Annotated in this window: 21 protein-coding genes and 1 tRNA gene; 20 read left to right on the top strand and 2 right to left on the bottom strand. The window is 63.5% G+C overall.

The window, feature by feature from the left end; genetic code table 11:
* The first annotated feature begins 8 nt into the window (after positions 1–8).
* The gene (gene axe2C / locus ACCD07_RS02905; RefSeq protein WP_413446456.1) at positions 9–1,055 is read left to right on the top strand and encodes a bifunctional acetylxylan esterase/glucomannan deacetylase AxeC2; all 1,047 of its coding nucleotides are present in this window, start codon (positions 9–11) and stop codon (positions 1,053–1,055) included.
* Here the strand turns inward: axe2C and ACCD07_RS02910 are convergent.
* Together ACCD07_RS02910 and ACCD07_RS02915 are read right to left on the bottom strand one after the other, a co-directional pair.
* On the bottom strand, positions 1,042–1,725 hold the full coding sequence (locus ACCD07_RS02910) for an LrgB family protein (RefSeq protein WP_353402906.1): 684 nt from the start codon (positions 1,723–1,725) through the stop codon (positions 1,042–1,044). The two genes, axe2C and ACCD07_RS02910, sit on opposite strands and share 14 nt — an antisense overlap.
* A complete protein-coding gene (locus ACCD07_RS02915; RefSeq protein WP_176651828.1) occupies positions 1,722–2,126 on the bottom strand; it encodes a CidA/LrgA family protein in 405 nt (134 codons plus the stop codon). Before ACCD07_RS02915 ends, ACCD07_RS02910 begins: the two co-directional genes overlap by 4 nt.
* A 77-nt stretch (positions 2,127–2,203) precedes the next feature.
* Here ACCD07_RS02915 and ACCD07_RS02920 point away from each other — a divergent pair, with 77 nt between their 5' ends.
* The 19 genes from ACCD07_RS02920 (at position 2,204) to ACCD07_RS03010 (ending at position 22,381) form a co-directional block, all read left to right on the top strand.
* Complete coding sequence (locus ACCD07_RS02920) at positions 2,204–3,091, top strand: LysR substrate-binding domain-containing protein (RefSeq protein WP_413446457.1); 888 nt, start codon at positions 2,204–2,206, stop codon at positions 3,089–3,091.
* 305 nt (positions 3,092–3,396) lie between these two features.
* Positions 3,397–4,647, top strand: a complete 1,251-nt coding sequence (locus ACCD07_RS02925; protein WP_413446458.1) for an ABC transporter substrate-binding protein — start codon at positions 3,397–3,399, stop codon at positions 4,645–4,647.
* 107 nt (positions 4,648–4,754) lie between these two features.
* Positions 4,755–5,669, top strand: coding sequence for a carbohydrate ABC transporter permease (locus ACCD07_RS02930; RefSeq protein WP_353402976.1), 915 nt, complete (start codon positions 4,755–4,757; stop codon positions 5,667–5,669).
* A gap of 10 nt (positions 5,670–5,679) precedes the next feature.
* Positions 5,680–6,546: a carbohydrate ABC transporter permease gene (locus ACCD07_RS02935; RefSeq protein ID WP_353402910.1), complete on the top strand. Its 867-nt coding sequence runs from the start codon at positions 5,680–5,682 to the stop codon at positions 6,544–6,546.
* A 16-nt stretch (positions 6,547–6,562) separates the two neighbouring features.
* Positions 6,563–7,702 carry an ABC transporter ATP-binding protein gene (locus ACCD07_RS02940; protein WP_413446459.1) on the top strand — a complete coding sequence of 380 codons (1,140 nt, stop codon included), beginning with the start codon at positions 6,563–6,565 and terminating at the stop codon, positions 7,700–7,702.
* A 51-nt stretch (positions 7,703–7,753) separates the two neighbouring features.
* On the top strand, positions 7,754–10,381 hold the full coding sequence (locus ACCD07_RS02945; protein ID WP_353402912.1) for a TonB-dependent receptor: 2,628 nt from the start codon (positions 7,754–7,756) through the stop codon (positions 10,379–10,381).
* A gap of 172 nt (positions 10,382–10,553) precedes the next feature.
* Positions 10,554–11,954: an ABC transporter substrate-binding protein gene (locus tag ACCD07_RS02950; RefSeq protein ID WP_413446460.1), complete on the top strand. Its 1,401-nt coding sequence runs from the start codon at positions 10,554–10,556 to the stop codon at positions 11,952–11,954.
* Positions 11,926–12,633 (top strand): response regulator, encoded by a 708-nt coding sequence (locus ACCD07_RS02955; protein ID WP_176651821.1) that lies wholly within the window; start codon positions 11,926–11,928, stop codon positions 12,631–12,633. Before ACCD07_RS02950 ends, ACCD07_RS02955 begins: the two co-directional genes overlap by 29 nt.
* On the top strand, positions 12,626–14,089 hold the full coding sequence (locus ACCD07_RS02960) for an ATP-binding protein (RefSeq protein WP_176651820.1): 1,464 nt from the start codon (positions 12,626–12,628) through the stop codon (positions 14,087–14,089). The genes ACCD07_RS02955 and ACCD07_RS02960 overlap by 8 nt, the downstream gene beginning before the upstream one ends.
* Positions 14,090–14,231: 142 nt before the next feature.
* Positions 14,232–14,408, top strand: coding sequence for a hypothetical protein (locus ACCD07_RS02965; RefSeq protein ID WP_176651819.1), 177 nt, complete (start codon positions 14,232–14,234; stop codon positions 14,406–14,408).
* An 88-nt stretch (positions 14,409–14,496) separates the two neighbouring features.
* A complete protein-coding gene (locus ACCD07_RS02970; RefSeq protein WP_176651818.1) occupies positions 14,497–15,264 on the top strand; it encodes a GIN domain-containing protein in 768 nt (255 codons plus the stop codon).
* A 33-nt stretch (positions 15,265–15,297) separates the two neighbouring features.
* The gene (locus tag ACCD07_RS02975; RefSeq protein ID WP_176651817.1) at positions 15,298–15,906 is read left to right on the top strand and encodes a tetratricopeptide repeat protein; all 609 of its coding nucleotides are present in this window, start codon (positions 15,298–15,300) and stop codon (positions 15,904–15,906) included.
* 108 nt (positions 15,907–16,014) lie between these two features.
* Positions 16,015–18,696, top strand: coding sequence for a nidogen-like domain-containing protein (locus tag ACCD07_RS02980; protein ID WP_413446461.1), 2,682 nt, complete (start codon positions 16,015–16,017; stop codon positions 18,694–18,696).
* A 59-nt stretch (positions 18,697–18,755) separates the two neighbouring features.
* A complete protein-coding gene (locus tag ACCD07_RS02985) occupies positions 18,756–19,736 on the top strand; it encodes an NAD(P)H-quinone oxidoreductase (RefSeq protein WP_176651815.1) in 981 nt (326 codons plus the stop codon).
* A gap of 120 nt (positions 19,737–19,856) precedes the next feature.
* Positions 19,857–20,603, top strand: a complete 747-nt coding sequence (tpiA, locus tag ACCD07_RS02990) for a triose-phosphate isomerase (RefSeq protein ID WP_413446462.1) — start codon at positions 19,857–19,859, stop codon at positions 20,601–20,603.
* Positions 20,604–20,651: 48 nt separating this feature from the next.
* Positions 20,652–21,068 (top strand): preprotein translocase subunit SecG, encoded by a 417-nt coding sequence (gene secG, locus ACCD07_RS02995; RefSeq protein WP_176651813.1) that lies wholly within the window; start codon positions 20,652–20,654, stop codon positions 21,066–21,068.
* A 215-nt stretch (positions 21,069–21,283) separates the two neighbouring features.
* Positions 21,284–21,368: transfer RNA gene (locus ACCD07_RS03000), tRNA-Leu, on the top strand.
* A 173-nt stretch (positions 21,369–21,541) separates the two neighbouring features.
* Positions 21,542–21,901: an NADH-quinone oxidoreductase subunit A gene (locus ACCD07_RS03005; RefSeq protein ID WP_116988038.1), complete on the top strand. Its 360-nt coding sequence runs from the start codon at positions 21,542–21,544 to the stop codon at positions 21,899–21,901.
* Between the two features lie 3 nt (positions 21,902–21,904).
* The gene (locus ACCD07_RS03010; RefSeq protein WP_008450353.1) at positions 21,905–22,381 is read left to right on the top strand and encodes a NuoB/complex I 20 kDa subunit family protein; all 477 of its coding nucleotides are present in this window, start codon (positions 21,905–21,907) and stop codon (positions 22,379–22,381) included.
* The last annotated feature ends 2 nt before the right edge of the window (positions 22,382–22,383 follow it).

Below are 22,383 nucleotides of genomic sequence, written 5' to 3' on the forward strand. Positions count from 1 at the left end.
GTGGGCATATGGCTTGTCGATTGTGGGCTGCGGGCGCTTTGTTCGCCGCCGCATTGCCGGCGGTGGCGGCGCCGATTACGGCGGCCGACGCGCACGTCGCCCGCATGGGGCGTGGTGAGCTTGCCGCCGATGGCAGCGTGCGATTCGGCTATCCGGGCGTGAGCTTCTTCGTGGATTTCGAAGGCTCGCGCCTGAGCGCACAGGCCGACGCAAGCGGCGACAACAGCTACTTCGATGTGATCGTCGATGGCGGCGAGCCGCGCAAGCTGCATCTGGCAAAAGGCCAGCAGACGCTGGTTTTGCTCGAAGCGGGCAAGCCGGGAGGACACCGTGTGGAAATCGTCAACCGTTCCGAGACCTGGCACGGCACCGCCGCGCTGCGCAGCTTCGATACGGATGGCTCCTGGCGGCCAGCACCCATGCTCCCGCAGCGCAAGCTGCTGGTGCTGGGCGACTCCGTCACCTGCGGCGAAGCCATCGACCGCGTTCCGGGCGCGAAGAAGGAACCGTCGTGGTGGAATCCCCGCGCCTCCTACGGCATGTTGATGGCGCGCGAGTTGAAGTCGCAAGTGCAACTGGTCTGCTACGGCGGGCGGGGGCTGGTGCGCACGTGGGAGAACAAGACCGATGATCTCAATCTGATCGACTACTACCAGCTGGCGATCGCGGACAAGCAACATCCGGTGCGATGGGATCAAAAGGACTACCAACCCGACGCGATCGTCAGCGCCATCGGCACCAACGACATGGCGCCCGACGTTCCCGAGCGAGAGCCTTACGTGGCGGCGTACGTCAAGCTGGTGCAAACGCTGTTGAATGATCATCCGCACGCGCAGATCATGCTTACCGAGGGCGGCATCCTGAGCGGTGAGAAGCAGGCCGCGCTCACCGGCTACATCGCCGAGACGGTGCGCCGCGTCGGCGACCCGCGCGTGCACGCCATCGCCTCAACCGGCTATCCGGGCGACGCCACCGACGCGCATCCGACCAGGGAGCAGAACGTCAGGATGGCCAACGACCTGCTGCCGCAGATCCGTGCCATCATGCACTGGTAAGCAGGGTTCCAAGCAGGGGCGCCAGCAGCACCATCAGGATGCCGCTGAATATCATCGTCAGGCTGGCGACCGCGCCTTCCTGCGGGCCGATCAGGCGTGCCTTGCTCAAGCCGAAACCGTGGGCCGCCGCACCGAGCGGCGCGCCCTTGGCGATGCGCATCCTCAGCGGCAGCAGGCCAAGCAGCAGCTGGCCGAGCAGGATGCCGAATATTCCCGTGATGATGACAAACAGGCCGGTCAGCTGCGTCGAGCCGCCCAGGTGCTGCGTCGCCTCCAGCGCGAAGGGCGTGGACACCGAGCGCGCCAGCAGGCTTTGCGCCGTGCTGCCGTGGAGACCCAGCAGCCGGTCCAGCACCAGCGTGCTGGCCAGCGACGCCGCGATACCCGCGCAGCTGCCTATGCCGAGCGCCAGCCAGTGCTTGCGCACCAGTTCCCGGTATTGGTAGATCGGCAGCGCGAAGGCCACCGTCGCCGGGCCCAGTAGCCAGGACAGCCAGCGCGTATCGCCGAAATACTGCGGAAACGGCGTGGAGGACAGCTGCACCACGGCGATCAACAGCGCCGAGGTGGCGATCGCCGGCGTCAGCCAGAAATACGGAAAGCGCTTGTACAAGGCCTGGTTGGCATAGAACAGGCCCAGTGTCAGCAACAGGAAAAGCAGCGGCTTCACAGCGCGGCTCCGCGCAACGCGCGCAGACGGCGCAACCGCAGGCCGCGCTCCAGGCGGCATACCCACTCGACAGTGAATGCCGTCGCCATCAGCACGCAGATGAAGCCCAGCCCTATCGCGGCGCACAGCCGCAGGCCGTCGCTCTTCAACAGGCCGGTGAACTGCACCACCGACACCACCAGCGGCACGAAGAACAGCAGCATGTTCGACAGCAGCCAGTCGGCGCCATGCTCGATGGCGGCCGGACGCAGCACTCCGCCCAGCAGCAAGGCGACCATCACCAGCAGGCCGACCACACCGCCGGAGAAGGGCAGGTGCAGCCAGGCGGCCGCGCGGTCGGCAGCGTACCAGGCTGCGATCAACCCCAGCACCTGCATCAGAGTGTAAAGAATGCGTTTCATTGGACCATTCTAGGCTGCGGTGGATAAAAGATAAAATGAATTAAAATTATGAAAATCATTCGAATTTGGAATAGATCATGGATATCCGCGCCTTGCGTTATTTCGTCGCCGTTGTCGAGCAGCAGAGCTTCAGCCGCGCCGCCGGGAGCCTGCATGTCACGCAGCCCACCGTCAGCAAGATGATCCAGCAGCTGGAACAGTCGCTCGACCTGGTGCTGCTGGACCGCGTCGGCAAGCGCTTCACGCTGACCGACGCCGGCAACGTGGTGCTGCAGCGCGGGCGCGCCTTGCTGGCGATGCACGAGGATATGGGCGTGGAGCTGGCGGATTTGCAGCAGCTGCGGCGCGGCGACTTGCGCATCGGCGTCACCCAGCAGGCGCATGCTCCGCTGGCGCCGCTGCTGGCGGCCTACCACCGCCGCCATCCGCAGATCGAACTCAAACTGTTTGAAGGCGGATCGCAATCGATCGAGACCGACCTGCGCAACGGCACGCTGGAAATGGGCACCATGCTCGATCACCCGGCCAATGCCGGCATCTGGCAGGAATTCGATTCCTTCCCGCTGGTGCGTTCGCCCCTATGCCTGCTGGCGCCCAAGGATTCTGCATGGCGCGGCCGCCGCAGCGTGGCGCTGCGCGAACTGGCGGAGAGCTCCTTCATCTTCTATGGGGAATCGTTCGCGCTGAACGAGATCGTCACCGATGCCTGCCTGCGCGAAGGCTTCACGCCGCGTATCAGCAGCCGCAGCGGCCAATGGGATTTCGTCGCTTCGCTGGTGAGGCTGGGCGTGGGTATCGCACTGCTGCCGAAGATCTTTTGCGACACCCTGCCCAAGGGGCAGTTTTCCGTGGCCACGCTGGAGCAACCGGCATTGGACTGGAACCTGATGCTGGCCTGGCGGCGCGGCGGACATCTTTCCTTCGCCGCACGCGCGTGGCTGGAGCTGGTCCGTACTGTGGTTTAGTAGCGGCACATGCCCTGCATGCTGAGCTTCCGTGTCTGCCAACAACAACGGCCGGACCTTTTTGTTAAGTTTTGTAAGCATTTCTTGCGAAGCGTTGCAGAGTGTCTTCGCCGCGCGCGGCCGCGTGCCCCGGCGCAGCCCGAACGGGGTTAGGAAATGTAACATCTCACGATGGAGGTAAAAACTTATCTAAATAAAATCAATGGCTTGGATGATAGTTTCTATTGGGTAACTTGCTTGTCTGTCACAGAAAACCCGGTGCTAGAATCATTTCATCGTTGTAAATATAGCCATAAGGACTACACATGCAAGTAAGCCGGATTGTTCGCCACGCCCTGTTGATCGCCATGTTTTCCGCCCAAGCTGCGCAGGCCGGTACGCTGGTGATCGAAAGCTGGCGGGTCGACGACAAGACGCTGTGGGAAAAGGTGCTGCTGCCGGCATTCGAGAAAAACCATCCCGGCATCGAGGTCAAGTTCGCACCGACCGCGCCCACCGAATACGACTCGAGCCTGGCCGCGCGGCTGGCCGGCGGCACGGCCGGGGACTTGATCGCCTGCCGCCCATTCGACGTCTCGCTCTCGCTGTACAAGAAAGGCCACCTCGAAAGACTGGACGGCAAGCCGGGCATGCAGAACTTCGCGCCGACGGCCACTGTCGCCTGGCAGACCGACGACGCGAAGGAGACCTTCTGCATGCCGGTCGCCTCCGTGATCCACGGTTTTTTGTACAACAAGAAGATCTTCAAGAAGCTCAATTTGCAGCCGCCGAAAACGGTCGATGAATTCTTCGGCGTGCTCGATGCGCTGAAGCAGGGCGGCATCACGCCTCTGGCGCTGGGCACCGCAGATCAATGGGAATCGAGCCAAATGGTTTATACCAATATTGGCCCGAACTTCTGGCGCGGCGAGGAAGGGCGCAAGGCGCTCATCGCCGGCAAGGCCAAGCTGACCGACGCGCCGTTCGTCGAAGCACTACAGTTCGAGCAGAGGATGGGCACCTATTTGACCAAGGGCGCCAGCGCCCAGACCTACGGCGACAGCCAGAACCAGTTCGCGCTGGGCCGCGCCGCCATCTATCCGACCGGCTCCTGGGACATCTCCTACTTCAGCCAGACGCCGGGCCTGGAACTGGGCGCGTTCCCGCCGCCGGTGCGCAAGGCGGGTGACCCCTGCTTCATCTCCGACCATATGGACATCGGCATCGGCATCAACAAGAAATCGAAGAACAAGGACGACGCCTACAAGTTCCTGGCCTGGGTCGGCTCGCAGGAGTTCGCGGACATTTACACCAACCGTGTGACCGGATTCTTTTCGCTGTCGAATCACTTGATCTCGGTGCGCGATCCGGTGGCCAAGCAGATGGCGGAATGGCGCGGCAGTTGCGCCTCGACGATACGTTTCAACGCACAGGTGCTCAACCGCGGCCGTCCGAGCATGGAGAGCGAACTTTGGAATGTCAATGCCCAGGTATTGAACGGCAAGCTGGCCCCGAAGGATGCGGCGGCCAAGCTGCAGAACGGTTTTGCGAAGTGGTACAAGCCACCGCAAAAGTAGCATCACACTAATCCCTCCCCTTGATTGTGTGATTCTTTTTGGCCGGCGCCGGGCGCGGTGCCGGCCCTTTTTTTAGCCCGAATCTGGAGGCAGTCTTGAAACATGTAGTGAATACGGTGCGGCCCTGGCAGTTGATGCTGTTCCTGGCGCCAGCGGTGCTGGTCTACTCGCTGTTCAGCGCGCTGCCGCTGCTGCAGACGCTGGGGCAGGGATTCTTCAGCGCCGACGACGGCGGCAAGGCCGTCTTTGTCGGCCTGGAGAACTTCCGCACGATATTGCTCGATCCCGACTGGTCGGCCGGCTTCTGGAATGCGATGGCCAACAACGCCAAATTCTTCTGCATCCACATGCTGCTGCAGAACCCCATCGGGCTGCTGCTGGCGACCCTGTTCAGCCTCAAGGGCTTGCGCGGCGCCCGTACCTACCGCACGCTGATCTTCCTGCCGACGCTGCTGTCGGTGGTGATCATCGGCTTTATCTGGCAGTTGATTCTGTCGCCGCTGTGGGGCGTGGGCGAGAAATTGATGGGTTTTGCCGGCCTGGCCGATTTCTTCGCACCCTGGATGGGGCAGGAGGAAACCGCGCTGACCACGCTGTCGATGATCTCCGTGTGGCAGTACATCGGCATGCCGATGATGCTGATCTACGCCGCGCTGCTGGCGGTGCCGGAAGAAATCGTCGAGGCGGCGCACGTGGAGGGCGCCGGCGCGCTGCGCATCTTCTGGCAGATCAAGCTGCCGCTGATCTATCCGACGCTGGGCCTGGTCACCATCCTGACCTTCGTCGCCAACTTCAACGCGTTTGACCTGATTTATTCGATCAAGGGCGCGCTGGCCGGCCCTAACTATTCGACCGACATCCTGGGCACGCTGTTCTACCGCACCTTCTTCGGCTACCAGGCGCAGGTAGGCAACGCGTATCTGGGCTCCGCCGTCGCCACGCTGATGTTCCTGGTGATCCTGGCCGGCGTGGGCGTTTATTTTGTCGGTGTTCAGCGCAGGCTGACCCGCTTCGCACTGTGAGGACCGCGCCATGACCGCTATCGCCCTGTATCCTCCCGCCACGCTGCCGCAGCGCTTCGACTTGGGCCGCCTGATGGTGCACGCCACGCTGATCGCCTATGCGGTGCTGGCCCTGTTCCCGATCGCGCTGATCCTGATTAACTCGGTCAAGAGCCGCGCCGCCATCTTCGACGATCCGCTGGCGCTGCCGACGATGGAATCGCTGACCTTTGTCGGTTTCCAGAAGGTCCTGGCCAGCACCAACTTCCTGCTCTACTTCGGCAACAGCCTGACCGTGACGCTGGTGGCGCTGCTGTGCATCGTGCTGTTCGGCGCGATGGCGGCGTGGGCGCTGTCCGAGTACAGCTTCATGGGCAACCGCGTGCTGACGCTGTTCCTCGCGCTCGGCATCATGATCCCGATCCGCCTCGGCACCGTGTCGATCCTGGAAATGATGGTGCGGCTGGACCTGGTCAACACGCTGTCCGCGCTGATCCTGGTGTACACGGCGCAGGGCCTGCCGCTGGCGGTGATGATCCTGTCCGAATTCATGCGCCAGGTGCCGGCGGAACTGAAGGACGCGGCCCGCTGCGACGGCGTCGGCGAAGTGCGCATCTTCTTCCAGGTGATCCTGCCGCTGATCCGCCCGGCGATTGCGACGGTGGCCGTGTTCACCATGATCCCGGCATGGAACGACCTGTGGTTCCCGCTGATCCTGGCGCCTTCCGAACGCACCAAGACCGTCACGCTGGGTGTGCAGCAGTTCATCGGCCAGTACGTCACCGACTGGAATTCCGTGCTGGCGGCGCTGTCGCTGGCGGTGATACCGATGCTGATCCTGTATGCGGTCTTCTCGCGTCAACTGATTCGTGGTCTGACCGCCGGCGCGGTCAAATAGAGAAAGAGGAAAAGTAATGGCAAGTGTCAGCCTGAAGCAACTGCGCAAGTCCTACGATGGCAAGACCGACGTCCTGGACGGCATCGACCTGGATATCGCGCATGGCGAATTCGTAGTCCTGGTCGGACCGTCCGGCTGCGGCAAGTCCACGCTGCTGCGCATGCTGTGCGGCCTGGAGAGCATCACCGGCGGCACGATGGAAATCGGCGGCGACGTGGTCAACCACCTGCCGCCGGCGGAGCGCGGCATCGCCATGGTGTTCCAGAGCTATGCGCTGTATCCGCACATGACGGTGTACCAGAACATGGCGTTCGGCCTGAAGGTGGCGGGCAAGGACAAGGTGGCGATCAGGGCGCGCATCAACCATGCCGCCGCCACGCTGAAGATCGAACATCTGCTGGAGCGCCTGCCGCGCGAGCTGTCCGGCGGCCAGCGGCAGCGCGTGGCGATCGGCCGCGCCATCGTGCGGGAGCCGCGCCTGTTCCTGTTCGACGAGCCCTTGTCCAACCTGGACGCGGCGCTGCGCGTGCAGACCCGCCTGGAGATCGCCAAGCTGCATCGTCAGCTGGACGCCACCATCGTCTACGTCACGCACGACCAGGTCGAGGCGATGACGCTGGGCGACAAGATCGTCGTCATGCACGAAGGGAAAATCCAGCAGTCCGGAACGCCGCTGGATTTGTATCAACAGCCGCGCAACCTGTTCGTGGCGGGGTTTATCGGCTCGCCAAAAATGAATCTGATGGCAGGCACTGTCGCCGAAGCCCATGCCAACGGCGTGAAGGTGCTGCTGCAGGGCGGCGAGTCCGTGCGCGCGGCGGTGGACGGCAGCGCGCTGCGAGTCGGCAGCAAGGTCACGCTGGGTCTGCGGGCGGAGCACATCAGCGAATCGCGCGATGGTTCGGAAGTTTTTCACGGCGAGGTCAGTGTGGTCGAACACCTGGGCGAAGCCAATTACATCTACGTCAGCCGCAAGGGTGGCGAAGACGTCGTAATACGCGGGGACGGCGAACGTCATGTCGGGATCGGACAGTCCATCGTCTTCTCGGCCGACAGCACGGCTTTCCACGTGTTTGATGAAAAGGGCCAGGCGCTGCGGCGCCTGCGCCCCGGAAATATGGTGTCGGCCGCGCGCGGCATGATGCGCAGCGTTTGACACGAGTTGGACAACACGCGGTTCTTTACTTTTTAAAACAGGGGGAATTGAATGAACAAGCCGGTACTTAAGAAAAAAATACTACCTAACCTGATCGCGCTGGCGCTGGGTGGAGCGATTGCTCCGCACCTGTATGCGGCGGATCCGGCGACGGCCGACGCACAGACCAGCGAAGCTGTACCGGCTGGAGACACCGCAACCGTTGAAGTGCGCGGCATCCGCGAGCGCCTCAAGCGCAACCTGGCGGAGAAGCGCGATGCCGGCAACGTCATCGACACCGTCACCGCCGAGGAAGTCGGCAAGTTCCCGGACAAGAACGTGGCCGATTCGCTGCAGCGCGTGCCGGGCATTTCGGTGGACCGCACCTGGGGCGAGGGCCGCGACATCTTCGTGCGCGGCACCGACAAGAACCTGAACCTGACGCAGCTGAACGGCCAGGCCGTGGCCTCCGGCTACTGGTGGAAGAACGACTCGCAAAGCCGCGGCTTCAACTACGACATCCTGGCTTCGGAACTGGTCGGCAGCATCGACGTCTACAAGAGCCCGTCGGCGGACCTGGACGAGGGCAGCATCGGCGGCCTGGTCAACGTCAAGACCCGCAAGCCGTTCCAACTGAAGCCGCTGGTGATACAGGGATCGGTGGAAGAGACCTACAGCGAACTGCCGAAGAAGACGGACCCGCAGTTCTCCGGCCTGCTGAGCTGGACCAACGACCAGAAAACCTTCGGCGCGCTGCTCGCCGTCAGCAAGCAGAAACGCACGATGCGCCGCGACGGCCTGGAGAACTTCACCGACGCGACCAAGTACAACATCGTCGACCAGAACGGCGCGGTGACGCCGGGTGCCTATGCATCCTGGGGCGGCGGCTCGGCGATCTTCCGCCAGGACCGCGAGCGCACCACCGGCAACCTGACCTTGCAGGCGCGCCCGAACGCCAATACCGACATCTCGCTGAACTACATGAACTCCGATATGAGCATGGACAACAGCAACCAGAACTACCTGTGGGAAGCGGGCGGCCTGGCGGATGCGAAGGGCAATATCCAGGTGACCAATCCGAAGTTCATCACCACCTCGGACGGCACCAAGGCGCTGGTCGGCGGCACCGTGGGCCCGACGGGCGGCGTGTCGTTCGAGCCTATCTTCCGCCAGTCCTACATCAAGTCGGAAGTGCTGGACCTGGAAGGCACCTACGATGCGGACACCTGGAAGTTCCACGGCCAGGCCGGCACCACCAAGGGCTCGGGCGGCAGCGACCATGACCGCAACTTCTGGTTCGTCGGGAACACCCGCACCACTTTCAACATCGCGCCGGACACCTACGAGGTCAAGTACCTGGACATCAATCCGCTCGATCCGAAGGCGCTGACGCTGCAAAGTTCGCGCGACTGGATCCGCCGCATGGAGACCAAGGAGAACTACGCCCAGGGCGACCTGACCATCGACATCAACAACAACTTCTTCAAGGCGGTCAAGGTCGGCGCCAAGGTGCGCGACACCACGGTGCAGAACCGCCGCATCATCGGCACCGACGGCCCGGGCAATCCGGGTTGGCAGTCGTTCTCGCTGGCCGAGCTGTCGACCGGTCCTTCGCCGCTGCTGAGCCAGGAGGCCGCAACGGCGGGCTCGCTGACCCAGTACGCATGGGTGAACGACGGCCTGGCCTACTCGAAGGGCTTCCCGATGTACGACAAGGGCATGGTCTACGCGGAAGCGAAGGGCGAGTACTACAAGATCAAGGAGAAGATCTACGCGACCTATGCCCGCGCGGACTTCGCCACCGGTCCGTGGCGCGGCGACTTCGGTGCCCGCATCGTCAAGACCGACCAGACCTCGGAAGCCTACCAGGACCTGAGCGGCAACGGCAACTACGTGCTGGGCAGCGTTTCGCGCAGCTATACCGACGTGCTGCCCAACCTGAACGCGGTCTACTCCGTCAACAAGGATCTGCTGGTGCGCGGCGCCGTGGCGCGGGTGATGGCCCGCAACACCTACAGCGATTTGAGCGCCAGTACGGAAGTCAGCGGCACCACCAATGCCGCCACGGCGGGCAATCCGCTGCTGAAGCCTTACCACGCCAACCAGGCCGAACTCGGCGCCGAGTGGTACTACGCCGATGCGTCGCTGTTGTCGGCCACCGTGTTTGCGAAGAAGCTCGATACCTTCATCTACACGCAAACGCAGCTGGAGAACGTGGCGGGCGTGATGCGTCCGGTCACCCGTCCGTACAACGCCAACAACGGCGAGACCGTCAACGGCCTGGAACTGCAGTGGCAGCAGGCGTTCAGCAGCGGCTTCGGCGCCATCGTCAACTACACTTACACCGATGCGAAGACCGGCGCCAACGCCAATGGCCAGAAGCTGAACGTGATCGGCAATTCGCGCAACCAGGCCAACCTGACCGGCTTCTTCGAGAAGAACGGCTACAGTGTGCGACTGTCGTACAACTACCGCTCCAAGTCCTACGGTGCGCTGGATGAGGGCGGCCAGGACGTGACCAGCGCCTACGGCCAGTGGGATGCGTCGGCCAGCTGGGACGTGACGCCGAAGGTCAGCGTCTACTTCACCGCCGTGAATATCGGGAATGAAGTCATCCGCACCAATACCACGGATGGCTTGCCGGTCGGCGTGTATGAAAACGGTGCCCGCTACAGTGTTGGGGTGAAAGCCAAGTTCTGATGCGCCACGAGGGGCGGACTTCGTGCGAAGTCTGCCCCTGCGGAGGCGGGGCACGGATCGAGAACCCTTGAGTGTCGCGGTGACGGATGCGGCCTTCTCCGTTATAATCATGTCACTGTTTTCTCCGGGATATTGAGTGATTGCGTCGATAGAAAAAGTAGCCTGGCCGCTGTTGGATTGGTTACCCTTTCGTTCGACAGCCCGCCGCTCGCCAACGGCACGCGCCTGGTCCTTCGGCCTGCTGGCGGCGGCTTGCGCCTTCAATTGCGGCGCATTGTCGGCCACGACCTCGCCCGTGTCCCAGGCGCCATCCCCCCAGCAAGGCGCAGCCGCGCCGCAAGCGCCCCTCACCACGCTGCAGGTACTGCACTGGTGGACCTCCACCAGCGAACGCAAGGCCGCCAACGTGCTGGCGACGCGCATGGCCGACGAGGGCCTCGAATGGAAGGACGCCGCCATACCCGGCGGAGCCGGGCTGGGCGCCGGCAAGGTGCTGAAAAGCCGCGTGCTGGCCGGCGACGCGCCGGAAGTCACGCAGATCATCGGCGTCTCCGTCGCCGAATGGGCCGAACTTGGCCTGCTGCTGGAGATCGACAACGTGGCCAGCGCCGGCAACTGGAGCAGCATCCTGTTCCCGACCATACAAACGCTGATCCAGCACCGCAAGCACACGGTGGCGGCGCCGCTCGGCATCCACCGCGTCAACACGCTGTACTACAACCGCGCGCTGTTCGCTCAGCTCAAATTGACGCCGCCGCAAACCTGGGCGGACTTCCAGAACGTCGCGCTCAAACTCAAGGCGGCCGGCATCCAGCCGCTGGCGCAAAGCAGCGAAGCGTGGCAGGTCGCGGCGCTGTTCGAGAACCTGGTGCTGGCCGAAAGCGGTCCCGAGTTCTACCGCGAGCTGTTTGTGCGCCGCAGTCCCGCCGCCGCCGCCGACCGCCGCACCGCCGAGGCGCTGGAGCGGCTGCGCATCGTCAAGGGATGGATAGGCGGGCAGCTGGACGAGCGTCCGTGGCCGGAAGTGGTGCGCCAGTTCTCGCGCCGCGAAGCCGGCATGATGATCATGGGCGACTGGGCCAAGCCCGAACTGGCGGAGCGCGGCATGTCGCTGGACGACGATTATTCCTGCGGCACGGCGCCCGGCACCGGCAAGTACCACCTCTACAGCGTCGACACGCTGACCATGTTCGCCGGCGACTACCGCCATATGCCCGCGCAGGAGAAGATGGCGCGGCTGCTGGTGTCGCAGCCGGTGCAGGCGGAATTCAACGCGCAGAAGGGCGCGGTGCCGGTGCGGCGCGACGCCGACCCGTCGAAGATGGACAGCTGCGCGCGCGCCTCGTGGACTACCTTCGGGCAGGGCGCGGCGGTGCAGGCGCCCAGCCTGGTGCACCGCATGGCCACCGACGAGGCGAGCCGCGATGCCATCATCGCCGAGATTCACCGTTACTTTCTAGACGACAGGGCCACGCCGGCCGAGGCGCAGCGCCGCCTTGGCGCGTTGTTCCGACTGTTTAACCTCAGAAGCCAAGGAGCACCCGGTGCGCAAGATACTGATCGTAGACGATGACCAAAAGACCCGGGTGCTGCTCAAGACCTACCTGGAGAAAAACCAGTACGAGGTGATCTTGTCGCACAACGGCGAAAGCTTCCTGGCCGAGCTGCACTCGCACGCCGAGCAGCTGTCGCTGGTGATACTCGACGTGATGCTGCCCGATACCGACGGCTTCGCGCTGTGCAAGCAGGTGCGCCAGCGCTCCAACGTGCCGATCATCATGCTGACGGCCAGCTCGGACGAGACCGACCGCATCGTCGGCTTGGAACTGGGCGCCGACGACTACATCGCCAAGCCATACAGCCCGCGCGAACTGCTGGCCCGCATCAAGGCCATCCTGCGCCGCACCGCGCTGGAAACGCCGTCCACGCGCTACTACCGCTTTGTCGGCTTCACGCTGGACCTGATGGAGCGCAAGGTGCTGGACAGCGACGGCAACGTGGTCGCGCTGACCGGCCTGGACTTCCAGCTGCTGAAGTATTTTGTCGAGCATCCGGGCGTGATCCTGGACCGCAGCGTGCTGTGCGAGGAAACGCGCGGCCGCGACGCGGGCCCGCTGGACCGTTCGCTGGACGTGCAGATCAGCCGTCTGCGCGTGCGCCTCAACGACGACGGCAAGCAGCCGGCCCTGATCAAGACGGTGCGCGGCGCGGGATATGTGTTCTCGGCCGACGTCAGTACGTCCCATGCCTAGGCGGCTGCTGGCGCGATTGAGCAGGATCTGGCCGCAGTCGCTGCTGGGGCGTTTGTCGCTGGTGATGGTGGCGGGGCTGCTGGTGACGCAGCTTGCGGCCAGCGCCATCTGGGCCGGCCAGCTGCGCGCCAAGGCGCAGGTGGAGGCGCAGTCGGCGTCGCTGTACGTGGCGCACAGCGCGTCCGGCGCGATCCGCTTCTTCCGCAGCCTGCCGCCGAATTACCGCCTGCTGCTGATCCAGCAGCTGCGCGAAATGGGCGGCACGCGCTTCTTCGTCAACCTGAACCAGGCCTACGTGCCGGTCAAGGAGATCGCCCCGCATCCGCTGGCGCGCAGCGTCATCGCCAGCGTCGGCGCCACGCTGAAAAGCGACCTGCCGCATTCGCCCGCCATCCACCTGGCCTTCGCCTGGCCGGACCAGCTGGTGGTGTCCGAAAACGACATCCACCTGAGCGACCTGCCGGACTCCTGGGTCCAGCACATCCTGCTGCTGCAGCCGGATCCGGCGCCGATACTGGTGATCCAGACCGAGATCGAGCCGGGCAACTGGCTGTACATGGCGGCGCTGATGCCCAATCCTTACTTCTTGAGCAGCAACGATCCGCTGGCGTGGGACCGGCTGGCGCTGCAAGGGCTGTCGCTGGCGGCGGTGCTGCTGCTTTGCCTGCTGGTGGTGCGCTGGATCACGCGCCCGCTGGCCGCCTTGTCCGACGCCGCCGCCGCTTTCGGCCAGGGCCAGGACGACCGCGCGCCGCCGCTGCCGGAGACGGGCAGCCGCGAATTCATCAACACCGCGCGCGCCTTCAGCGCGATGCGTGAACGCATACAGCGCTATATCGAGGACCGCGAGCGGCTGTTCATCTCGATCTCGCACGACCTGCGCACGCCGATCACGCGCCTCAAGCTGCGCTCCGAGCTGCTCGACGACGAGGCGCTGCGCAACGAGTTCGAGGAAGACCTGGACGAGCTGGACATGATGGTCAAGGGCGCGCTGCAATGCGTGAAGGACAGCGACATCCACGAGAACCCGGCCGAGGTCAAGCTCGATGCGCTGCTGGGCCGGCTGGTGCGCAGCGCGCGCCTGGCCGGGCACGAGGTGGGCTACCAGGACAGCGGGGTGACGGTGCGCGCCAAGCCGCTGGCGCTGAAGCGCGCCATCGGCAACCTGCTGGACAACGCGCTGTTCTATGGCGACCGCGCCGAGATCAGCGTCGGCAGCGAGCCTGGCGCCGTCACCATCGCCGTGCGCGACCACGGCCCCGGCGTGCCGGAAGACGCCTTCGCCAGCCTGTTCGACCCCTATGTCCGGCTGGAGCACGGCCGCGAGCAGAACGACGGCGGCATGGGCCTGGGCCTGGGCATCGCCCGCAGCGTGATCGAGGCCCACGGCGGCCAGCTGGTGCTGGAAAACCATCCCGAGGGCGGATTGAACGCCACCATCCGCCTGCCGGCCTGAGCAAGACATCTCGCGCAGCGCCTCCATTCCCGGTTTTTTGTCGCCCAGTCGCCAAATTGTGCAGTTCGTCGCAATCCGCATGATCGTCAGGGAGGTGATCGATATAGTGATCACATACCGAAACGCATTCAAGGAGAGCAAAATGAACATCGCAAAAAACATGGAAGCCATCTTCGTCACCGCCGCCGTCCTGCTGGGCGCTTCCGCCTATGCCGGCGCGGCCGCCCAGGCGACCGTGGCCCTGCAGCCGACCATCCAGGCTGCCGCCGTCCAGGCTCCGATGCAAGTTGTGGTAATCAAGGGCAAGCGCCAGTCTTGATCGACTATTGGTAGCACCGCAAAGATTGCTAGAAAGCTTAGTCCGCTGCTACATTAGGACTGAGAACAACATCAGAGGAACCCAGACAATGAACAAGCTTTTCCAATTTGGCCTGCTGTTTGCCGCTTTCTGTGCGCTGTTTGGCCGCGCCGAGGCTGCCGACGAGGGCAATGAGACACGGGTCATCGCCATCGATGCCCGCGTGGTGCGAGTCAAGCTCGACGGCGTAATCGACCTGAAGCTGCGACAAGGCACGACGCCGTCGCTGACGATCATTGCGGAAAAGCGCTACATGGACAAGGTGACCGCGTCGGCCACCGGCGACACGCTGCACCTGGAGACCGAAGGCCGCGGCATCAAGATCGGCCGCTCCAGCGCCCGCGCCGAGCTGGTGCTGCCGATGTTGCGGGAAGTGGTGTCCGAGGGTGTGGGCACGACCGAGATCAGCGGCTTCAGCGGGGACGAACTGGAATTGACGATGGACGGCGCCGGTACGATGAAGGTGGTCTGTGACTACAAGAGCCTGAAGGCCAACCTGGGCGGGGTCGGCAGCATGCACCTGTGGGTCAGCGAGAACGAGAATGTCGACCTGGACCTGCGCGGCGCCGGCTACATCACCCTCGGCGGGCGCAGCAAGATGCTGCACGCGACGCTGGGAGGCCTGGGCGGGCTCAATGCCCAGCAGTTCCAGGCGGACTCGGTCAACGTCGAGCTGAGCGGGCTGGGCAACGCCACCGTCAACGCCAAGACCAATGCGACATTGAACTTGAGCGGCCTGGGATCGGTCACTGTCTATGGCAAGCCCCTGAACCGCAACGTCAGCGTTGACGGCCTGGGCAAGGTAAGTTGGAAGTAAAACCAATACACACCTATGTATAAATAACGGGATATGAAAAAATTCATACTAGCGATCGCTATCGCACTGGGCCTGCAACAGGCCGCGACAGCCGGATTCGCCGAAGGCGCCACCGCCTACAACAACAAGAACTATGCGGTGGCTTTGAAAGAGATAGCGCCACTTGCCCGAGCCGGCAATGCCGATGCCCAGCATTTGCTGGGCTTGATGTATTACATGGGACGCGGCGTCGCGCAGGACTACAAGCAGGCGCTGGAATGGCACCGCAAGGCCGCGCTGCAGGGCAAGGCCGACGCGCAGTATGTGGTCGGCGCCATGTATTACACCGGCAATGCCGTGATCCAGGATCACAAGCAGGCGGTGACGTGGTTCCGCAAGGCCGCCGAGCAGGGCCATCCGGATGCGCAGCAGGTGCTGGGGCTGATGTACCGCTATCACATGGCGGGCATGCCGCAGGACAACGTGATTGCCTACATGCTGTGGAACCTGGCCGCCGCCAACGGCTCGATGAACGCGGCCGAGCAGCGCTCGGCCGTGGTCAAGAGCATGACGCCGGAGCAGATCGAGGAAGGGCAGGCGCTGTCGGCCGCGTGGAAGCCGAACACGCCGCTGCCGCGCCAGTCGCGCACCGGCGGCGGGTAAGCGGGATTTGTCCGGGGTACAAGGTTGTTACAAATCTACGGAAAGGTTAATTGCTAATTTGTATAGCAAGGTTGATAATGGTCCTTTACTCCTGTGAAGACTCCCATCATGACCTCGCCATCGACCCGCATTCCCCCGTTGAGCCGTTTGTGTGTGTTGCTGGCGCTGGTTTTCGCCGGTCCGGCGCATGGCGGCGCCACACTGTATGCCTTTGGCACCGCCGTCGGCGACGCCTCGCTTGCGAAGGGGGACGACGCTTCGCAATATGTCGATCTGACCAGGGCGGGCGTCGGCGGCGCCAGCGTGCAACTTCCGTTGTTCAGCAAAACCTATGGCGGACTGTATGTCAACACCAACGGCTTGATGTCATTTGGCGATGCTGTGTACGCCTACACGCCGCAGCGTTTCCCGGCAAGCTTCCCCGGGATAGACATAATCGCGCCGTTCTGGGCGGATGCGGATACTCGCGCGAGCGGGAATGTGTGGTATCGCATATCCACCGACGGCGCCTTCCTGAAGTCGCTCTCGCAGGACGTCAAGGCTGGCATTCCCGGTGTCGTCAACTTCACGCCGACCTTTGCCCAGGTTGTGACCTGGGATCAGGTCGGGGCCTATTCCCTTGGCACGGTGAAAAACACCTACCAAATGGTGCTGGTATCGGACGGCACGCAAACTTACACCGTATTTAAATATCCCGATGGCGCGATCAAATGGCTGAGAGGCAGCGCGAACGACTCGCAGAGCATTGCCTCTGCCGGCTACGGGATCGATGGGCACAACTACAATATCTTGCCTGGCGCTTCACAAACCGTCAGCGGCGTCTCGCAGACCCTGACCAGCGGCAGTGGCACCTTCCAGTTCAAGCTCGATTCGAGCACGCCGACCGCGACGGTGCCCGTGTTTACCTGGAACGCCGCCACCGGTAGCGGCACCTGGTCGGCGGCGGCCAACTGGCGTGGCGGCAGCGCGCCTGGCGGCGCCAGCAATCTGGCCGAGGCGGTGTTCGGCGGCAGCGGCGGCACGGTCACGCTGGATGCGCTGCGCAATGTGCGCAAGATGAGCGTCAACAGCAACGGCTACACCTTCACCTCGGCGCTGACCACGGGCGCCAATTCGCTGACCGTCGGCACGCTATCGACCGCTGCGGCCGACACCGCCATCACTTTCGGCGGCACGCTGATCCTGGTGGCGCAGGAAGACGGCAACGGCAATGGCGCGCTGCGCAGCGGCCGGCTGACCTTTACCGACAGCTCCATTCTGGGCGCGCAGTACGCCAATTCGGTGGATGGCGCCAGTATCCTCCTGAAGAAAAACGCCCAGCTGCAAATCTACACGCTCAACGCCACCACCCGCAACAGCATGCTGGTGTTCGACAACACGGCGGGCGCCACCGGCGGCACGCTGGACTTGCGCGGCCTGAGCACGGCGCTGGGCGGCGTCAGCTCGGTCGGCGCCGGCGCCGGCCTGATCAAGAATTCGCTGACGGCGGCCGGCGGCCTGACGCTGGACTTCGACAGCGGCTCGCAAAACTTCAGCGGCGCGATCCAGGGCAACCTGAGCCTGACCAAGGCCGGCAACGGCACGCAGGTTCTTTCCGGCGCCAACACCTATACCGGCGGCACCACGCTGGCCGGCGGCACGCTGGGCCTGGGCAGCGCGGCGGCGCTGGGCAGCAGCGGCACCATCAAGTTCAGCGGCGGCACCTTGCAATACAGCGCCGGCAACGCCACCGATTATTCCAGCCGCTTCAGCACGGCTGCGGGCCAGGCATACAAGCTCGACACCAACGGCCGCGATGTCGCCGTCGGCACGGCGCTGAGCAGCAGCGGCGGTTCGCTGACCAAGTCCGGCGCCGGCACGCTGACGCTCAATGCCGTCAACACCTACAGCGGCGCGACCACCATCAACGGCGGCACGCTGGCGCTGGGCCGCGCCAATGCGCTGTCGTCCAGCACCACGCTGTCGGTGGCCGCGGGCGCCGGCTTTGCCATGAACGGCTTCGCGCAAACGGTGCAGGGCTTGTCGGGCAGTGGCACTGTCGCGCTCGGCGCGGCGCGGCTGACCGTCAATAACAGCGGCGCCAATGCGTATGCGGGCGTGATCTCCGGCAGCGGCGGCCTGACCAAGAACGGCGCCGGCGTACTGACATTGTCCGGCGTGAACAGCTACGGCGGCGCCACCAATGTCAATGCCGGCGAGGTCAGGATCAACGGCAGTGCGGTCGGCAGTGCCTTCAATGTGGCTGCGGGGGCTACGCTGAGCGGCAATGGCGGCATCGGCGCGCTGAACCTGTCCGGCACGCTGGCGCCGGGTAATTCTCCGGGCAAGCTGACGGCCGGCGACACCACCTTTGCGGCCGGCAGCACGTATCTGTGGGAACTTAACAGCGCCACCGGCGCCGCCGGCGTTGCCTACGACACCTTGCAGGTGAATGGCGTGCTTGGCATCGCGGCGGGCGCGTCGCCGGTGACGATCAGCCTGCGTTCGCTGATGGCCGACAACAGTGCCGGCGACGTCTATAACTTCGATGGCAGGCATAGTTACAGCTATACCTTGATCAGCACCACCGGCGGCATCAGTGGTTATGCGAGCGATCGCTTCCTGCTCGACGCCAGCGGATTCAGCAATGCGTTGAACGATGGCGCCTGGTCGCTCTCGCTGGCCGGCAATGACCTGCGGCTGAACTTCACTGCGGCGGCGGTGCCGGAACCGGCCAGCTACGCCATGCTGCTGGGAGGGCTGGCGCTGGCGGGCGGGGCGGCGCGGCGGCGCCGGAACACCCAAGCGTAAGCGCCCCGCAGCGGATCGCCGTGCGGGGTAAAATCGCATTTTCCCTGAAAGGCGAGACCATGCGCGCGATTGAAATCACCCATCCCGGCCCGGCCGATGTTCTGAAACTGTGCGAGCGCCCCATGCCCGTCGTCAAGGCGGGCGAGGTGCTGATCAAGGTGCATGCGGCCGGCGTCAACCGTCCGGACGTGTTCCAGCGCATGGGCAACTATGCGCCGCCGCCGGGCGCCTCCGACCTGCCGGGCCTGGAGGTGGCCGGCGAGATCGTCGACGGCGACCTCGACTACACCACCTTCGATATCGGCGACAAGGTCTGCGCGCTGGTGCAGGGCGGCGGCTATGCCGAATACTGCGTGGCGCCGGTCGAGCAGGTGCTGCCGGTGCCCAAGGGCTGGAGCATGCTCGAGGCGGCCACGATCCCGGAAAACTATTTCACCGTCTGGAGCAATGTGTTCGACCGCGCCCACCTGAGCGCCGGCGAAACGCTGCTGGTGCAGGGCGGCAGCTCGGGCATCGGCGTGACCGCGATACAGCTGGCCACGGCCATGGGCCACCGCGTGTTCGCCACCGCCGGCAGCGACGACAAGGTGGCCGCCTGCATGGCGCTGGGCGCCGAGCGCGGCATCAACTACAAGACCGAGGATTTTGGCCTCATCGTCAAATCGCTGACCAACGACCGGGGCGTCGACGTCATCCTCGACATGGTGGGCGGCGACTATATTCCCCGCGAAATCAGCTGCCTGGCCGACGACGGCCGCATCGCGCTGATCGCCACGCTGGGCGGCGGCAAGGCCACGGTGGACCTGGGCCAGGTGTTGCGCCGCCGGCTGACCATCACCGGTTCCACGCTGCGCCCCCGTTCGGCCGCCTTCAAGGGCGCGGTCGCCAAGAAGCTGCTGGACAAGGTGTGGCCGATGATGGCCGCGCAAAAGCTCAAGCCGGTGATTTACGAGGTGTTTCCCCTGGAGCAGGCCGCCGCCGCGCATGCGCTGATGGAGAGCAGCAACCACGTCGGCAAGATCATGTTGCAGGTGATTTAGGTCAAGATCCGGGCAGAACCGTAGTATTTTTGCCATTTTCAGGGCGGTGCGGCCGTCCGCTGGTTTGACCGGGGTTACAGCCTCGCGTTAAAATAGCGGGTTATTGAATTTTAGGCTACTATGCGTCGCAAACTCGTCATCGGCAATTGGAAAATGAACGGCAACCGCGCCGGCAATACGGCGTTGTTGTCCGGGATCGTCGCCGGATTGAACGACTTCGGAGCCGACTGCGCCGTCTGCGTGCCGGCGCCTTACCTGGCTCAATGCCAGGCCGAGCTGCAAGGCACCCCGGTCGCCTGGGGCGGGCAGGATGTGTCGGCCCACGCCAGCGGCGCCTACACGGGCGAAGTGTCGGCCGGCATGCTGGTCGACTTCGATTCCCGCTACGTGCTGTGCGGCCACTCCGAGCGCCGCGCCTATCACAAGGAAAGCAGCGAACTGGTGGCGCAAAAGACCGTCGCGGCATTGGCCGCCGGCCTGACGCCGGTGGTCTGCTGCGGCGAAACGCTGGCGCAGCGCGAGGCAGGGGAGACCGAAACCATCATCTGCGGCCAGCTGCAGGCGGTGCTGGATGTGATTTCCGCCGACGACGTGGCCAAACTGGTGGTGGCTTACGAACCTGTGTGGGCGATCGGCACCGGCAAGACGGCGACGCCGCAAATTGCCCAGGACGCCCACAGCTTCCTGCGCGCGCGCCTGGCGCAGAAGAATGCGCCGGCCGCTGCCGGTGTGCAGATTTTGTACGGCGGCAGCATGAAGCCGGACAATGCAAGAGAATTGATGGCCCAGCCGGATATCGACGGCGGCTTGATCGGTGGCGCCGCATTAAAGGCGACTGATTTCCTCGGGATTATCCAGGCCGTCTAAGTTTTAGAAACAAAACGATACAAAACTTTTATTTTTGAATGGAATAACATGAACTCCTTGTTCAATCTGGTTATCGTAGTGCAGGTCATTTCCGCAATCGCCATTATCGGCCTGGTATTGCTGCAGCATGGCAAAGGCGCCGACATGGGCGCGGCCTTCGGTTCGGGCGCCTCGGGCAGCCTGTTCGGCGCGACCGGTTCGTCGAACTTCATGTCGAAATCGACCGGCGTTGCCGCCGCGATTTTCTTCAGCGCCACGCTGGCCCTGTCGTACATCTCGACCCAGCACGGCAGCGGCGCCGTCAGCGGCGGCGTGATGGACAAGGCGCTGCCGGCGGCCCCAGCCCCGGCGCCAGCCACCGGCGCGGCAGCGATTCCTACCGCTCCGGCGGCGGCGCCAGCGGCCCCGGCAGCCTCGGCGCCAGCGCCGACTGCGGCAGGCTCTGCAGCTTCGATCCCAAAGTAATATAATAATGAACTAAGTTGTGAAAAGTTGCGAAGTAAAGCAGGTTCATTAGCAATTTTTTAAGTTGTTTGCTCATTGTTTTGGCAGTACATTAGCGCTGCAAGCTAGAAAAACAATTCAGAGTAGAAGGAAGTAAAGATTTATCGTTTTTCTTCTTGTTTTGGCGCAATACGGATTAACAACCGCGTGAAAACGAAGTAGAATAGCGGCCTTACGCCGACGTGGTGAAATTGGTAGACACGCTATCTTGAGGGGGTAGTGGCGCAAGCTGTACGAGTTCGAGTCTCGTCGTCGGCACCAGAAATCAGAGGCCAGCAAGGGAGTACCTACAAAGTACCTGAGCTGGCTTTTTTACGAGGATGTGTCGTTCGATCCTGGTCTAAGTAGTTTTACGATTGGGGCGAACGTTAAGAGCACCGCATAACACCGCAGTGTGTCCTTTTAACCGACCGTTCAATATAAGCTCATCAATCGTGAACCTCGAAAATTATCTCCCCGTCCTGTTGTTCATCCTCGTCGGTCTCGGCGTAGGCATCGCTCCCCAAGTCCTGGGCCACATTCTCGGGCCCAACAAGCCTGACGCAGCAAAACTGTCCCCGTATGAATGCGGCTTCGAAGCGTTCGAAGACGCGCGCATGAAATTCGACGTGCGTTACTACCTCGTCGCAATCCTCTTTATTTTGTTCGATCTGGAAACGGCATTCTTCTTCCCGTGGGGCGTCTCCATGCGCGAACTGGGCTGGAACGGGTTCCTGGTGATGATGAGCTTCATCGCTGAATTCGTCGTCGGTTTTTGGTATATCTGGAAGAAAGGTGCCCTTGATTGGGAATAAGCCATGGCTATTGAAGGCGTATTAAACGAAGGTTTCATCACCACCTCGGCCGACAAGCTGATCAACTGGGCGCGCACGGGTTCGATGTTCCCGATGACGTTCGGTCTGGCCTGCTGCGCGGTCGAAATGATGCACGTGGGCGCAGCCCGTTACGACATGGACCGCTTCGGCGTGGTGTTCCGTCCGTCGCCGCGTCAGTCCGACGTGATGATCGTGGCCGGCACGCTGTGCAACAAGATGGCCCCCGCGCTGCGCAAGGTCTACGACCAGATGCCGGAACCGCGCTGGGTCATCTCGATGGGCTCCTGCGCCAACGGCGGCGGCTACTATCACTACTCCTACTCCGTGGTGCGCGGTTGCGACCGCATCGTACCGGTGGACGTCTATGTGCCGGGCTGCCCGCCGACGGCTGAGGCTCTGCTGTACGGCATCATGCAGCTGCAAAACAAGATCAAGCGCACCAATACGATCGCACGCTAACG

It is taken from the genome of Duganella sp. Dugasp56 (assembly GCF_047304105.1).
In the GTDB taxonomy this organism is placed as follows: Bacteria; Pseudomonadota; Gammaproteobacteria; order Burkholderiales; family Burkholderiaceae_D; genus Rugamonas; species Rugamonas hordei.

Excerpts from the sequence above, each read along its gene's own strand:
- axe2C (WP_413446456.1), top strand. The coding sequence starts at position 9 with ATGGCTTGTCGATTGTGGGCTGCGGGCGCTTTGTTCGCCGCCGCATTG.
- ACCD07_RS02915 (WP_176651828.1), bottom strand. The coding sequence starts at position 2,126 with ATGAAACGCATTCTTTACACTCTGATGCAGGTGCTGGGGTTGATCGCA.
- ACCD07_RS02920 (WP_413446457.1), top strand. The coding sequence starts at position 2,204 with ATGGATATCCGCGCCTTGCGTTATTTCGTCGCCGTTGTCGAGCAGCAG.
- ACCD07_RS02925 (WP_413446458.1), top strand. The coding sequence starts at position 3,397 with ATGCAAGTAAGCCGGATTGTTCGCCACGCCCTGTTGATCGCCATGTTT.
- ACCD07_RS02935 (WP_353402910.1), top strand. The coding sequence starts at position 5,680 with ATGACCGCTATCGCCCTGTATCCTCCCGCCACGCTGCCGCAGCGCTTC.
- ACCD07_RS02940 (WP_413446459.1), top strand. The coding sequence starts at position 6,563 with ATGGCAAGTGTCAGCCTGAAGCAACTGCGCAAGTCCTACGATGGCAAG.
- ACCD07_RS02945 (WP_353402912.1), top strand. The coding sequence starts at position 7,754 with ATGAACAAGCCGGTACTTAAGAAAAAAATACTACCTAACCTGATCGCG.
- ACCD07_RS02960 (WP_176651820.1), top strand. The coding sequence starts at position 12,626 with ATGCCTAGGCGGCTGCTGGCGCGATTGAGCAGGATCTGGCCGCAGTCG.
- ACCD07_RS02965 (WP_176651819.1), top strand. The coding sequence starts at position 14,232 with ATGAACATCGCAAAAAACATGGAAGCCATCTTCGTCACCGCCGCCGTC.
- ACCD07_RS02970 (WP_176651818.1), top strand. The coding sequence starts at position 14,497 with ATGAACAAGCTTTTCCAATTTGGCCTGCTGTTTGCCGCTTTCTGTGCG.
- ACCD07_RS02975 (WP_176651817.1), top strand. The coding sequence starts at position 15,298 with ATGAAAAAATTCATACTAGCGATCGCTATCGCACTGGGCCTGCAACAG.
- ACCD07_RS02980 (WP_413446461.1), top strand. The coding sequence starts at position 16,015 with ATGACCTCGCCATCGACCCGCATTCCCCCGTTGAGCCGTTTGTGTGTG.
- ACCD07_RS02985 (WP_176651815.1), top strand. The coding sequence starts at position 18,756 with ATGCGCGCGATTGAAATCACCCATCCCGGCCCGGCCGATGTTCTGAAA.
- tpiA (WP_413446462.1), top strand. The coding sequence starts at position 19,857 with ATGCGTCGCAAACTCGTCATCGGCAATTGGAAAATGAACGGCAACCGC.
- secG (WP_176651813.1), top strand. The coding sequence starts at position 20,652 with ATGAACTCCTTGTTCAATCTGGTTATCGTAGTGCAGGTCATTTCCGCA.
- ACCD07_RS03010 (WP_008450353.1), top strand. The coding sequence starts at position 21,905 with ATGGCTATTGAAGGCGTATTAAACGAAGGTTTCATCACCACCTCGGCC.